This is a genomic window from Pedobacter sp. ASV1-7 (assembly GCF_040203335.1).
Classification (GTDB): domain Bacteria; phylum Bacteroidota; class Bacteroidia; order Sphingobacteriales; family Sphingobacteriaceae; genus Pedobacter.
The window spans coordinates 494,937-508,851 of the sequence record NZ_JBEHBV010000002.1; the positions used below are offsets into that span (position 1 = coordinate 494,937).

11 protein-coding genes are annotated in these 13,915 nt (G+C 37.0%); 8 read left to right on the forward strand and 3 right to left on the reverse strand.

Annotated features, from left to right (window positions below; all coding sequences use genetic code 11):
• Position 1: 1 nt before the first annotated feature.
• A complete protein-coding gene (locus ABDJ41_RS07030; RefSeq protein WP_349785165.1) occupies positions 2 to 4,426 on the reverse strand; it encodes a beta strand repeat-containing protein in 4,425 nt (1,474 codons plus the stop codon).
• 531 nt (positions 4,427 to 4,957) lie between these two features.
• Between ABDJ41_RS07030 and punC the strand changes: the two genes are divergently transcribed.
• From punC to ABDJ41_RS07070, 8 genes are all read left to right on the forward strand, one after another.
• Positions 4,958 to 6,142 (forward strand): purine nucleoside transporter PunC, encoded by a 1,185-nt coding sequence (punC, locus tag ABDJ41_RS07035; protein ID WP_349785166.1) that lies wholly within the window; start codon positions 4,958 to 4,960, stop codon positions 6,140 to 6,142.
• Between the two features lie 91 nt (positions 6,143 to 6,233).
• Entirely contained in the window at positions 6,234 to 7,634 is a 1,401-nt protein-coding gene (locus ABDJ41_RS07040; RefSeq protein WP_349785167.1) for a PAS domain-containing protein, read from the forward strand.
• A gap of 39 nt (positions 7,635 to 7,673) precedes the next feature.
• The gene (locus ABDJ41_RS07045; RefSeq protein WP_349785168.1) at positions 7,674 to 8,318 is read left to right on the forward strand and encodes a Crp/Fnr family transcriptional regulator; all 645 of its coding nucleotides are present in this window, start codon (positions 7,674 to 7,676) and stop codon (positions 8,316 to 8,318) included.
• 70 nt (positions 8,319 to 8,388) lie between these two features.
• Positions 8,389 to 9,183 (forward strand): sulfite exporter TauE/SafE family protein, encoded by a 795-nt coding sequence (locus ABDJ41_RS07050; protein ID WP_349785169.1) that lies wholly within the window; start codon positions 8,389 to 8,391, stop codon positions 9,181 to 9,183.
• 91 nt (positions 9,184 to 9,274) lie between these two features.
• A complete protein-coding gene (locus ABDJ41_RS07055; protein ID WP_349785171.1) occupies positions 9,275 to 10,696 on the forward strand; it encodes an MBL fold metallo-hydrolase in 1,422 nt (473 codons plus the stop codon).
• A 7-nt stretch (positions 10,697 to 10,703) separates the two neighbouring features.
• Positions 10,704 to 11,261: a YeeE/YedE family protein gene (locus ABDJ41_RS07060; RefSeq protein WP_349785173.1), complete on the forward strand. Its 558-nt coding sequence runs from the start codon at positions 10,704 to 10,706 to the stop codon at positions 11,259 to 11,261.
• A gap of 2 nt (positions 11,262 to 11,263) precedes the next feature.
• Positions 11,264 to 11,677, forward strand: a complete 414-nt coding sequence (locus ABDJ41_RS07065) for a DUF6691 family protein (protein ID WP_349785174.1) — start codon at positions 11,264 to 11,266, stop codon at positions 11,675 to 11,677.
• 39 nt (positions 11,678 to 11,716) lie between these two features.
• A complete protein-coding gene (locus ABDJ41_RS07070) occupies positions 11,717 to 12,130 on the forward strand; it encodes a rhodanese-like domain-containing protein (protein ID WP_349785175.1) in 414 nt (137 codons plus the stop codon).
• A gap of 16 nt (positions 12,131 to 12,146) precedes the next feature.
• On the opposite strand, the gene ABDJ41_RS07075 is transcribed toward ABDJ41_RS07070, so the two are convergent.
• Positions 12,147 to 12,611 (reverse strand): hypothetical protein, encoded by a 465-nt coding sequence (locus tag ABDJ41_RS07075; RefSeq protein ID WP_349785176.1) that lies wholly within the window; start codon positions 12,609 to 12,611, stop codon positions 12,147 to 12,149.
• Between the two features lie 100 nt (positions 12,612 to 12,711).
• Positions 12,712 to 13,896, reverse strand: coding sequence for a glycoside hydrolase family 88 protein (locus tag ABDJ41_RS07080; RefSeq protein WP_349785178.1), 1,185 nt, complete (start codon positions 13,894 to 13,896; stop codon positions 12,712 to 12,714).
• Positions 13,897 to 13,915: the final 19 nt, after the last annotated feature.

Genomic DNA, 13,915 nt, shown 5'->3' on the forward strand with positions numbered 1-13,915 from the left:
ATTATGGTCTAACTGTAATGTACCATGTCCCCATGTGGTCGGACATACTGTTTGTTTGCAAGCTTAGCTTTCCATTTGTAAAGCCTACAATATTTAACTGGAACAAGGCATGTCCTGCAGGTGTTATTTTATGAATCGGAGCAGCTGGCACAACCATATCTATTATATTTACAATCGGCACGATTACATCATCAACACTATTATTGGCAACCTTTCCTTTATCATCAAGGTGTATATTTAACCAGTTCTGACTTTGAATATCGGCATATGAAGAGCTAATCTTCAAGTAATCAAGTCTAACACCAGTCGGTATAGTAACGGTAAAGTCGTGCTGACCATCAAAGGCTACGGTCACACCTGCACCTGTTGCTCTTACATAATATTTTTTGTTGCCACCCGGATGATACCCCATTAATGTTCCAGCACCGCCACCACCTGCTGTAGGGGTTACCCATGATGCTGCATCACCTGTGTCATTTACTGTTAAAACCTTTTTAGCATCTACAGTGGTGATATTTGGAATTTTATCTAATTTCTTTTTATCATCAGCCAGTTGTAAACTTGGCGAGATGGTAGAGCCTACAGGGATATCAGCACTCGTACCAGTTGATGAAGTTATACTGGCAGTAGTTGCATTACTGTTAAAACCAAGGTTTGTTACACCACCTGGACCGCCTCCAGATCCAGGAGTTGCACTGGTCACTCTTCCATATTCATCAACTGTAATATTCGCAGAATTATATGTTCCCGCAGTAACACCAGATGTTGCTAATCCCACAGTCGGGTTTCCATTAACACCATTCCCATTTGTCAAACTAATTCCGTTATTTCCAACAATTGTTCTAACCGCTGCAGCACCATCGGCAGTTCTTGTAATCAGACCTGTTCCACTTAAAACAGCAATAGCTGAGAGGTCTGTATCAGTATCTTGTTTACCTGGATCAGTTGTTGCATTTATAGTAATGTCTTTCGTTCCATCAAAATCTACTCCGTTTATTTTTCTGGCTGTGCTCAATTTATCAGCAGATGTCGCATTGAAATTTCCTGTAGCATCTCTTTTTACAATTGTATTATTAGATTTAGCAGAAGTTGCTGCATTGGCAAGATCTACTCCTTTTTTAATATCTGCAGCTGTTACTCCTGCTACATGAGATACCCTTGGGTCGGCAGCTGAACTTGATGCCCCTGCCAAATCTCCACCCAAACGAATAATACCTTTTACCGTAGATGTTGCATCAACCCCTCCCGCAGACACTTTTGCGTCTACATAGGTTTTCACAGCCTTTGCACTTGGAAATTTGATATCCGAACCTCCATCTGTAGTAATATTTAAAGTTTTATTGGCTGATTCTTCTTTACCATCTATACCTAGTTCGGTTTTCATCTGAGCAATTGTAACTTGTCCAATGGTAGCCTCTCCAGTTGCTTTTAGGTAGCTTCCCGGAGTCAATTTATTTAATCCTGTCCCGCCATTCGCTACGTCAACTGTACCTGTTACTGATGTAGCTGAATTGGCATTTCCAGTAATATCACCTGGTATCTTTCCTGATGCATCTCTTTTTACAATAGTACCTGGTGTATTACTTGTTGTTGCATCGTTGGCAGCCTTAGCACCTGTTGCAACTTGTGCAGCTGTCAAATTATCTACAAAAGTTACTCTTGGTAAGGCTGCTGTTCCTCCTAAGTCGCCAGCTAACCTTACAACTCCCTTATTTGATGTAGTTGCATCTGGTGCGCCACTAGCTACCAAGCCATCTACGTATGTTTTTACTGCTTTTACACTTGGGTATTTATGATCTGATGTAGGGTCTGAATTGATATCTGATGTTTTGTTTATCAGATTTTCTTTTTCATCTAATTTATCTTGAGTAGGTTTACTTACTGGTTTATTGATGTCCTTTGTATTGTCTACATTTTCTAAAGAAAAGTCTGCACTTGTCAATACGATATGACCTGTTTTACTATTCACTGAGTTTACACCTCCACCTGGAGTTAAAATTTCTTTCCAATTGTTGATATCAGAGCTTGGAGCTTGAGCCAGTACATAACTTTTGGATTGCGTCGTATTAATAGCAGTACTTCCAATTTGCGTTACACCAAGTGCAAGCATTTCGGCCTCAGTGCTTACTACATCTACAGATGAAAAAGAGATGTTGGGTATTTGGCTAGATGGAATTCTACCATCTGGGCCCAAAGTTGCAACACCATCTGCTTTTGCTTTTTCCGACTTGGAAATTTTATCCTCTAATGCTGCCTTAGTAGCATCACTTATCCCTTTATCTTTATCGGCTGTATTATTCACTTTGTCCAGCCCCATGTCTTGCTTTAACTGCGACTTACCAATCTGTGTAAGTTTACCAGCTGATTCCGCTACCAGAATACCATCTTTTACATAAGTATCCATTCCAGTACCACCTTTTCCAACTGATAATACATCAAACTTGTCTTCTTTTAATAACAATCCCGGTACTGTTGGTGCATCCGCAATACCTGATAAATCGCCAGCTAATTTGATCTTACCCAATATTATTGTAGTTGCATCTGGTACCGCTCCTGCTCCTATTACTGCTGCATTTACTTTAGCATCAACATAAGTACGCGTTGCTTTTTCCGATGGGTATTTCAAGTCTGAGTTGGTAGCTAGTGTACCATCTGTAGTTTTATTGGCAATATCTTCTTTTAAATCTATTCCTAGATCAGTTTTGACCTGATCTGGTGTTCTTTGCTGCATAGTGGTTGCATCCAAAGCATTGATATAGTTACCCGGAGTATAAGATGTAATACCAGTTCCACCGTTTGGTACCATTACCACACCTGTTACTGAAGTAGCAGAATTTGCAGTATTGGCATTTCCATTCAGATCTCCTATAATTGTTCCAACCACAATGTTTCCTGCGGCATCTCTTTTCACTATCGTTTCAGCAATATTTTTATCTGTTGCTGCATTGGCCAGGTCTACACCCTTCTTAATGTCTGCCGCTGTTGCACCTCCTACTTTTAATACAGATGGTGCATCTGCTGTGCCGCCTAGATCGTTAGATAACATCACTCTACCTTTAACAGTAGTAGTCGCATCTTCAATACTACCTTTCGCATCTATATAATTTATAACTGCATTTACTGTAGGATATTTAACATTCGAAGCCGCATCTAAAACCATATCAGTGCTTTTATTTGCTTTGTCTTCTTTATTATTCAATGCCAGTTGTGTATCTGTACTAACTGGTTTATCCAGGTCTCTTGTATTATCTACATTACCTAATCCTAAGTTTGTTCTTGCGTCTGTTGCATTATTTGCTCCGGTTCCTCCATTTACAATAGCTACAATTCCCGTTACATTACTTGCTGTTCCTGATATGCTACCTTGAACTGTTCCTGTAAGTGTTGGATTATTTAAAGTGGCTCCGTCAGACAATACAATATCTCCCGTACCTGTAGTAGTCGCAGCTTTTAATGCTCCAGCCTCTCCTTTTAATATACCTGTTGTTGTTGTTCCTAAAGTTAATTCTGGTGTAGTAGTCTCATTGGCTACTGTTCCCGTAAACCCATTTTTTGCAGCAATAGAAACTTTTGTTACGCTACCAGTACTGCCGTCACCACCGGTTCCATTTGCAGCTTGCGTAATCCTTCCATGTTCATCTATAGTAAGGTTAGCCGATGTATATTTTCCAGGTGTTACGCCAGTTATGGAAAGTCCCAACGGGTTAGAAAGTATACCATTTCCAGTTAAAGTACCATCATGATACACGATGCCGTTGCCTCCAGTACCTCCACCACCACTACTGAATAAACCTGCCAGATCTACATGACTATTTCTTGGACCTGATATAGATAAAACAGTTCCAGCCAAACTTAAGCTTTGGTTCAGGTCGTTCAAACTCACTGCGTTTCCTCCTTTAAGCGCCAGGTTATAATTGGCATCAAAGCTCAGGGCTAAATCTTGTGGATTAACAGAATCGCCTTTTTCTCCTTTCGGACCAACTAATATTATTCCGCCTGAAGGCCAATTCCCCGCTGTTTTCGGTCCAAATAAAGTCGTAGTAGTCAAGTTTAGATAAAAGTCTCCGTCTTTACCTACTCCAGCAGTCGGCGCAGAACTACCACTTAATATGGTGTTTCCACTAGCACCATTTCCACCATTACCAAGCTCACTATTGTTAGCCAGTTTTTGCCATTGTCCGTTACTATAAAAATAAAAGCCTGGTGAATCATTAGTTTGATATATCAACAAGCCATTCGCCGGGTTATTGATATCATTACGTTGTACAAGCGATAGTCTGGGGATTAGCAATCCTTTAGATGTAGAGAGTATTTCTAGCTGTGCACTCTCATCCGGAGTACTAGTGCCGATACCAACTTGTGCTTTTGCACCAAAGGCAAAAAGCAATCCTAAAAACACGGCGTAATGCTTAACTAGTTTATTCATGAGATTTATTTCTATTTAGATGGTGTTGTTATTGTAGTATTTTTAATAAAAAGGGAAAAAGAAGCCAAATAGGGTCCTTCTGGTAATTGATTAAACTACCGGTTTATACAGTCTATGTTCGGAGATGAATTAAATCAAACAGCCTTAGATCTTTAAGGATTATCGAAAAGATTACAGCCCTTTTGCAGCATTAAATAATGAGCAGAGCGCATTTTATGAATGCCGATGTCGATTTTTCTTTCTTGGAAATGCATAATAAAACAATATTAGGGTAGAGTATTCATTATATAAGACCCATAGGCAAGTCTGATTTAAACAAATAATCAATGATTTAAATGCAAATTTAACATTCATTAATGGATTATAGAAAATTGCAGGTGTAATAATTGAGATATAAAGCAATAAAACCACACAATCAGTTAACTAACAATAGCTTAAATCCATATAAATTTATTCAGATTATTAGGTCTGAGACATCTTCCATTTATAATGGTTCTTTTATCTTAGCTTTGCATTTTCATATGGAGAGAGATGATGTCAAAAAATAAAAAGAATAGTTTTCTATTTTTTGTCTACCTAACGGGACTAAGCATAATTGGTTTTTTAGCGACAGATATGTATTTACCAGCATTTGATAAAATGCGGATAGATTTAAATGCAAGTAAAAGTAGTATTAGTGCTACAATGAGTTTGTTTTTAGCAGGCTATGCAATTGCACAGTTGTTATGGGGTCCCATTTCTGATAAAGCAGGAAAACCGAAGACTGTATTGATGGGGCTAAGTATCTTTACTATCGCTTCATTAGGAATATATTTCACCGAGAATGTAAGTATTCTTTTAACGCTAAGATTAATTCAAGCTATAGGTGTTTGCGCTGCTGCTGTTTGCTGGCAGGCATTAGTTATTGAAAAGTATCCGAAAGAAGATACTAATAAAATATTTGCTACCATTATGCCTTTGGTAGCCTTATCTCCAGCACTGGCACCACTAATAGGTGCCTTCTTACTCAATTATTTTGGTTGGAGGTCTATATTCATTGCACTTGCAATAATTGCTGTACTACTCATCCTTTATACCTTAGTTATAAAAGAAGATAAAACGGATGACAACAATTCTGCCGAATCTTCTAAAACCTCTGAGGACAAGTCGTATTTCTTGCTTTTGAAATCTCATAAATACTTGGGTAATATATTAATTTACGCCCTCTGTTCTGCTACTTTCTTTGCTTGGCTTACAGGTTCCCCGTTCTTTTTAAAGGAACTTGGATACAATGAGAGTGAAATAGGTTTTAGCTTTTTACCGCAAACAGTAGCATTTTTAATTGGCGGTTATGGATATAGAAGTATATCGACTAAAATTGAGGGGAAAAAGTTAATTCCAGGATTACTGATACTAAATGGCTCCTGCTGCATTGCTCTGTATCTAATCACCATTTCAATGACACCCACTTTAACTATCTTACTAATTCCATTTTGCTTAATGGCCTTCTCCAATGGTGCTTGTTACCCAATTGTTGTGGCAGAAGCATTAAAATCTTTTCCAGGTAATTTAGGTAAGGCTGCTGCATTGCAAAACACAATTCAGTTGGGAATTTGTTTTTTAGCTAGTGCTGTTGTATCTCTGTTTTCGAAAAATGCGTTATTAAGTACCACTATTGTAATGTGCTGTACTATTCCATTTACTTTTGTTGCCTATAAATTGAGTTTAAGGAGGTAATTAGAGAGCTTTAGATTTTTATTTCCCGCCAAATTATCGTATTATTATAGTTTAAATCAAGATTAAACAAACCTGTTTAAAATAAGTCACTATGCCTACAATTGATGATATAGCATATATTTACAATGCTCTGCCTACTGCAAGTATCATATTAAAGGCTAATGCCCCTCATTTTTCTATTGTTACCGCTAATACCGCTTTTTTAAAAGCGACTCATGCTGATCTTGCTTTAGTTAAGGGCAAAGACTTTTTTGATAAATTTCCAGAAACCATCAACAACAATACTCTGGACAGCATGATAATGGCCTTTGAACAAGTATTACTACTTAAACAGGCTTATAAGATTAAAAACTACAAATACATTCATAACCTCTCTGAACAGAAACAATCTACCGCGGTATTCTGGAAAATCGAGGTATATCCCCTATTAGACTTAAAAGGAGAAATTGAATACATCGTACAAAGCTGGGAAGATGTTACAGAAAGTAAATTAGCACAAGACGCGTTAAAGTCTAGCAATGAACTATACGAATATGTGAACAAAGCAACTAATGATGCTATTTACGACTGGGACATTACAAACGATCATTTAGAATGGGGTGACGCATTTTCCAGAGTTTTTGGTTACCAGCATAATAGTAAATTCACAATTGACAAATGGTCGGAAATGTTGCATCCGAAAGATCTGGAATATACCAATAAAAGCTTATCTAAGCTGTTAAAAGATAAAACCAGAATTAATTGGGCCATTGAATACCGTCTTAGAAAAGCCAATGGAGAATATGCTTTTGTACAGGAAAATGGTTACGTTTTAAGAGATAATGACGGTAATGCCATTAGAATGATTGGGGTTTTGCAGGATATTACCGAAAGAATGAAGCACGAGCTAAAAATTCAGGAACATTTGGAGCGATATAATGCCGTTTCCAAAGCTACCAGTGATACCATCTGGGATTATAACTTGCTGACCAACGAAATTGTGTGGAACAATGACGGAAAAGATATTTTTGGTCACAGACGGGCTAATGACACCTATGATTGGTGGAAAGAGCATGTTCACCCAGATGATTTACCGCAGATTCTAGCTCTTTTCGATACTTGTATATCGCAGCAAAGGCCCAGGTGGATTGGTGAATATAGATTCAGATGCCCTGACGGATCTTACAAGGCTGTACTAGACAGAGGTTTCTTAATTTTTGATGCCGATGGCAACGTCATTAGAATGATCGGTGCTATGCAGGACATTACAGAAAGAGTAAATTATATCCATACTATTGAGCAACGAAATTTAAAGCTTAGCGATATTGCCTGGGCACAGGCTCACCTAGTCAGAGCGCCATTAGCACGTATTATTGGCATCGTACAACTACTAAAAGGTGATGATGAAAAGGGTGCGGATAATGACGAGCGAAAGCTATTGTCTTACCTGGATATTTCGGCAAAGGAATTAGACGAAATTGTAACTGGCATCATTGACAAAAGCATTATTTAATTAATACTGGATTGCTATCAAATCTGACCATCACTAAAAATGAATACTGACAATAATTTACAAAATTATATTGATAAACTCTTTCCTCAGTTTGAACCAGCTTTAAAACAGGTTTTAATCGAAAGTGGTTCGATTAAATCTTTCGAAGATGGAGAAATGCTCATGCAAACAGGGCAAAATATGCGCTCTACAATGTTAATTATTGAAGGTGTGGTAAAATTATATCGTGAGGGCGAAGATGGAAATGAATTTTTCATGTATTACCTTCAACCGGGTGATGCCTGTGCCTTGTCTATGATTTGCGCTACCAAACAGGAAACTAGCCAGGTAATGGCAAAAGCTGTAGATTCTGCCAAAGGCTTATTAATTCCTATTTCCTTAATGGATACTTTGATGAAGGAATATAAAAGCTGGTATTATTTTGTATTAGAAACTTATAGAAGCCGCTTTGAAGAATTGCTATCAGTTATTGACAACATCGCTTTTAAGAGCATGGATGAACGTCTGGACTTTTATCTTAAAAAGCTTTATCGGGATCTGAATAATAGAATGCTGACAATTACGCACAGTCAGATTGCCAATGACCTTAATTCATCACGTGAAGTAATTTCAAGACTACTAAAAAAAATGGAACAAAGGGGGGAAGTTGCTTTATACAGAAACTACATTGAATATCTAAAATAAGTACTGTGGGTGACTTGAGTCACCTTTATTGTTTGCCTGATCTTCCAACTTTGCATAAAGCATTTTGGAAATGGAAATTATAGGGTATTTAGCAGCTGCATTTATTGGTATTTCTCTTGGTCTAATCGGTGGTGGTGGCTCTATCATGACCATGCCAGTGTTGGTTTACATGTTTGGAATTAGTCCTATATTAGCGACCTCCTACTCACTTTTTATTGTTGGATCAACTAGCCTGTTAGGTGCAGTTAACAGCTATAGAAAAGGCCAATCTAACTTAAAAGCTGCACTATATTTTGGAATTCCTTCTGTGACAACCGTTTTCATTACTAGAAAATACATTGTTCCACTAATTCCGGAAAACTTATTTTCTATAGGAGATTATATCATTGGTAGTAATTTGATTACAATGGTCATTTTCGGCATCCTCATGTTGATGGCTTCAATAAGTATGATCTGGCCTAAGCAAAACAACGTTCCAGGGGATGAATGTAAAGATTGTCTTAAATTTTCTAAGCTTTTAGCTTACGGTATTGCAATTGGTCTGGTTACAGGTATGTTGGGCGCAGGTGGTGGCTTTTTATTAATACCTGCATTGATCTTTCTATTAAAACTTCCTATGAAAAAGGCTATTGGAACTTCTCTATTAATTATAGCTCTAAACTCACTGATCGGCTTTACTGGAGATCTTGGACACTTTAACATCAATTGGAGATTTCTACTTATGGTTACGTCAATCGCAATAATCGGTTTGTTCATAGGTAGTTGGATGAGCAAAATGATATCCGGAGAGAAACTTAAAAATGGATTTGGATGGTTTGTACTGGTTATGGGAATCTACATCATTCTAAAAGAAATAATATCATAAATCAGTTCAGTGATATTAGTCACCAACTATGGCTGACTTTATATCGAACTTTGCAGAAGTAAAAGATTAATTAACAGAAAATTAAAATAATATGGTAATCGAACAAATTTATACCGGATGTTTGGCACAAGGAGCTTATTACATCCAATCAGGTAATGAAGCTGCCATTATTGATCCTTTAAGAGAAATTGCTCCATATATTAAAAAAGCAGGATCTAATCATGCTGTTATCAAATACATATTTGAAACTCATTTTCATGCTGATTTTGTTTCCGGACATATTGATTTGTCGAAACAAACTGGAGCACCAATTATATATGGTCCGAATGCAAATCCCACTTTTGAAGCACATATTGCAAAAGACAATGAGATTTTTAAACTAGGCAAGATTAGCATCAAGGTTTTACATACACCAGGACATACCATGGAATCAACTTCTTATTTACTAATTGATGAAAACGGTATTGAAAGGGCATTGTTCTCTGGTGACACCTTGTTTATTGGCGATGTTGGAAGGCCTGACCTTGCACAAAAAACTGCACATATGACTCAAGAAGACCTTGCTGGAATGCTATATGACTCACTCCGTAATAAGATAATGCCTTTAGATGATAACATCATTGTTTATCCTGCACACGGTGCCGGTTCTGCGTGTGGTAAAAACATGAGTAAAGAAACCACTGATACATTAGGTAATCAGAAGCTAACGAATTATGCATTGAGGGAAAATATGTCCCGGGATGAGTTTATAAATGAAGTAACAGATGGATTAACCCCTCCTCCTGCTTATTTTCCGATGAATGTCAAAATGAATAAAGAAGGATATGATAGCTTTTCAGAGGTATTGGAAAAAGGAATGCATCCATTATCAGTCGAAGAATTTGAACAGTTATCAAATGAAACCGGAGCATTAATTCTTGACACACGAGACCCGCAAGTATTTGCAAAGGCTTTTATTCCCAATTCAATTAACATTGGGATTGATGGAAATTTCGCTCCATGGGTTGGCTCACTAATTCCAGATATTAAACAACAAATTCTGCTTGTTACAGAACCAGGTCGCGAAGAAGAGGTCGTAACAAGATTATCAAGAGTTGGGTATGACCATGCTATTGGATATCTAAATGGAGGAATTGAAGCCTGGAAGAACAGCAACAAAGAAATCGATCATATTTTATCGATCTCTGCAACTGAAATGGCCGAAAGAATGAAAGTTGAGCCAATTGAAATTCTTGATGTACGTAAAGCTTCTGAGTATTTTTCAGAACACCTACTAAGTGCAGAAAACACGCCATTGGACGATATCAACAGCAGTATGACAAAAATAGACAAACATAAAAGCTATTTTGTGCACTGTGCCGGAGGTTACCGGTCTATGATCTTCAATTCTATACTTCGTGCTCGTGGATTTGACAACCTTATTGATATCCAGGGAGGCTTTAAGGCTATCCAGGAATCAGGAATACTAGAAACATCCAGTTATATTTGTCCATCTAAAATGACTAAAAATTAGAAATCACATGTTAGAATTGCTCAAACAACCATGGCCATGGTATACTTCAGGATTTGCTATTGCCTTAATTATGATCTTACTACTTGTCTTTGGAAAATCATTTGGTTTCTCTTCAAATCTGAGAACATTATGTACAATTGCCGGGGCAGGAAAGAAATATAGTTTTTTTGATTTTGACTGGAAAACGCAAAAATGGAATCTTCTATTTCTGGTTGGTGCTATTATTGGCGGAGTGGTATCAGCAACCTTGTTGAAAAGCGATACCCCATTGGCATTATCACAAGCTACTATTAACGACCTTGCAAAGATCAATATAAAGTTTGACGGTCAACTTAACCCTTCACAGCTTTTTGGACCAGATTTCATTAGCTCTCCGAAAGGTATTATTGTCCTTTTATTCGGCGGTCTATTAGTTGGTTTTGGCTCTCGCTATGCTGGTGGATGTACCTCAGGGCATGCCATTAGCGGACTTTCGAATTTACAATTACCATCACTAATTGCTGTTATCGGTTTCTTCATCGGCGGTTTATTAATGACTCATCTTTTTTTACCTATTATTTTTTAATTATGAAAGGACTTAAATTTATACTTGCAGGAATACTTTTTGGTGTTATTATGGCAAAATCGGAAGCCATTTCATGGTATAGGATTCAAGAAATGTTCCGCTTCCAATCGTTCCATATGTATGGTATTATTGGTATAGCTGTAGTACTGGGTACGCTTTCCGTTTTCCTGATCAAGAAGTTTATGATAAAGGATATTGAAGGGAATCCGATCACTTTTATTGATAAAGATAAAAGCTGGAAAAAATACATTATTGGCGGATCAATTTTTGGGCTGGGCTGGGCACTCACAGGCGCTTGTCCTGGACCTATGTTTGTAAATATTGGTTACGGATACTGGTCTATGATTATTGTTGTATTAGGTGCTTTAGCCGGAACATATCTATACGGTGTAATTAAACATAAACTTCCACACTAAAAGTTTGTCACTACCTTTTAAATTACTTTCATTTGCATTATGAAATATCTTTTAATTTTAATTACTTATATCAGTTTCAACTTTTTAAGTGCGGCCACTGGCCATATGCCAAATCAAGCTAAAGCACAAAGTGCAACTAGTTTTAAAGCTAAAATGGATAGTGTAAAAAACAAAACTATTCTTGATGTACGTATGCCAAGGGAATATAGTGTTGGTCATATTAAGGGTGCAATAAACTATAATGTATATGAGAAGGACTTTAAAGAGAAAGTTTCGACATTAGACAAAAAACGCCCTGTTTTTGTGTATTGCAAAGCCGGAGGCAGAAGTACTATGGCTGTAAAACAGCTTAAGGAACTAGGCTTTACTGATATTCATGAATTACAGGGTGGAATGCTGGCCTGGGAAGCGGAAAAACTAGAAGTTGTTAGGGAAAAACCACTTAAAGAATAAATATATCCAATTAGGATTAAAATCCTCTGAAATTTGGCCTGCTCGTCAATGGCGAAAAAGACCATGGAATAGATGTCAATATCATCAGAAGTGCAATGGTAAACCACATTGCCATAATTCTATACTTCTGATGATCATTTTGAGCCTTATCTATCTTATCTGCCCCTATTGTAATTATCCCAACAGCTAAAACCATCATAGTGATGTGTTCCAGACCGAAAAATCTAATCTCTCTGAGATGAATTGCTGTACTGAAATTATTTAAAAAATACTTTGCAATTGGACTCAGTAAATACAAAGCAATACCAATACAGAATTGAACCTGTACAATTTTTACAGTCAGGATTTTGATGGTATTGTCAAACGCAGAAAAAGCATACTTTCTAATTCTACCTCGATAGGCCCTAAAAACTGCAACAAACAAAGCTATCAAAACGAGCCATCGGAAAAGAGAGTGCAGAGGAAGTAATATTGGGTACATTTTTGATAAATTGTGATAAGCAAAAATAGTGATAAACCAAGAAACAACCTCACTAAATAAGGATATTATGGGGGAGTACAATCTCCCCCATTTTTATTTATTAGAGATACCATTTTTTATATCTTCCCAAAGCTTCCAAATAATAATAATCAGCATATATAAGAGGTACATCAATCTCGCTATTCAAAGGATAAGCTCCAGTACTATGCATCAATAAAAAACCACCATTCTGACCAGCTTTAGCTCTGTAAGTATCACTTGATAATGACTTTATTATAGTTTCAGCTACATTTACATACTCCTTTTTCTTATCATCACCACTGTATTGGGCCAATTCCAACAAAGCCGAAGCAATAATTGCACCTGCTGAAGCATCCCGTTTTGCATAAGGAATTCCCTGGGCATCGAAATCCCAAAACGGAATCTTATCAGCTGGTAAATTTGGGTGTGTTAATATGAACTTTGCGATCCCCTGAGCTTGTTTTAAATAGGCTTTATCTTTTGTAAAGCGGTACATCATCGCATACCCATAAAGTGCCCATGCCTGTCCGCGTGACCATGAAGAGCAGTCAGCTGCCCCCTGCCAGGTTGCTTTCCTTAAAACATTTCCATTCTCAGGATTATAATCAACAACATGATAAGAACTAAAATCCGGTCTAAAATGATTTTTTAAAGTAGTGTTGGCATGTATAATCGAAATATCTGCATATTTTTTATCGGCTCCATTTCTACTTGACCAATACAATAATTCTAAATTCATCATATTATCAATAATTACAGGAAATTTCCAGTATTTATTTGCGTTCCAGGATTGGATAGATTGAACCTTAGGATTGTAACGCGTTGTAAGAGATGCTGCTGAACGAAAGATAATATCCTTATAAGCTTCATTTCCTGTAATTCTATAAGCATTCCCGAAACTACAGTACATCATAAAACCCAAATCATGATTACCAGTATAAGTCTGATTTGGTGCTATAGTTTTCAATGCCTCTTCAGCTTCCTTTTTTATAGTTTCATCTTTTGTTTGTTCGTAGATATACCAAAGGCTACCTGAATAAAAACCACTACACCACCATTTAATATCCTTGTTAATGGATTGACCATTAGCATAACTTTGAGGCGTTTGTCCTTCCGGTATGTTTTTACTTAAAACTTTATATTGATCTGCAGCAAATTTAAACTCATCGTCAATAAGTTTGACCATTGAACTGCGATCCCTAGTCTGTGCAAAACAGATTGAGCACAAAAGCATCGAAACTAAAATAAAGTTAATTTTCTTCATGTTATTTTAAGGTTATTAT

Bases quoted from the DNA above. Each gene is read 5' to 3' on its own strand.
- ABDJ41_RS07030 (WP_349785165.1), bottom strand. From the start codon at position 4,426: ATGAATAAACTAGTTAAGCATTACGCCGTGTTTTTAGGATTGCTTTTT.
- punC (WP_349785166.1), top strand. From the start codon at position 4,958: ATGATGTCAAAAAATAAAAAGAATAGTTTTCTATTTTTTGTCTACCTA.
- ABDJ41_RS07040 (WP_349785167.1), top strand. From the start codon at position 6,234: ATGCCTACAATTGATGATATAGCATATATTTACAATGCTCTGCCTACT.
- ABDJ41_RS07045 (WP_349785168.1), top strand. From the start codon at position 7,674: ATGAATACTGACAATAATTTACAAAATTATATTGATAAACTCTTTCCT.
- ABDJ41_RS07050 (WP_349785169.1), top strand. From the start codon at position 8,389: ATGGAAATTATAGGGTATTTAGCAGCTGCATTTATTGGTATTTCTCTT.
- ABDJ41_RS07055 (WP_349785171.1), top strand. From the start codon at position 9,275: ATGGTAATCGAACAAATTTATACCGGATGTTTGGCACAAGGAGCTTAT.
- ABDJ41_RS07060 (WP_349785173.1), top strand. From the start codon at position 10,704: ATGTTAGAATTGCTCAAACAACCATGGCCATGGTATACTTCAGGATTT.
- ABDJ41_RS07065 (WP_349785174.1), top strand. From the start codon at position 11,264: ATGAAAGGACTTAAATTTATACTTGCAGGAATACTTTTTGGTGTTATT.
- ABDJ41_RS07070 (WP_349785175.1), top strand. From the start codon at position 11,717: ATGAAATATCTTTTAATTTTAATTACTTATATCAGTTTCAACTTTTTA.
- ABDJ41_RS07075 (WP_349785176.1), bottom strand. From the start codon at position 12,611: ATGTACCCAATATTACTTCCTCTGCACTCTCTTTTCCGATGGCTCGTT.
- ABDJ41_RS07080 (WP_349785178.1), bottom strand. From the start codon at position 13,896: ATGAAGAAAATTAACTTTATTTTAGTTTCGATGCTTTTGTGCTCAATC.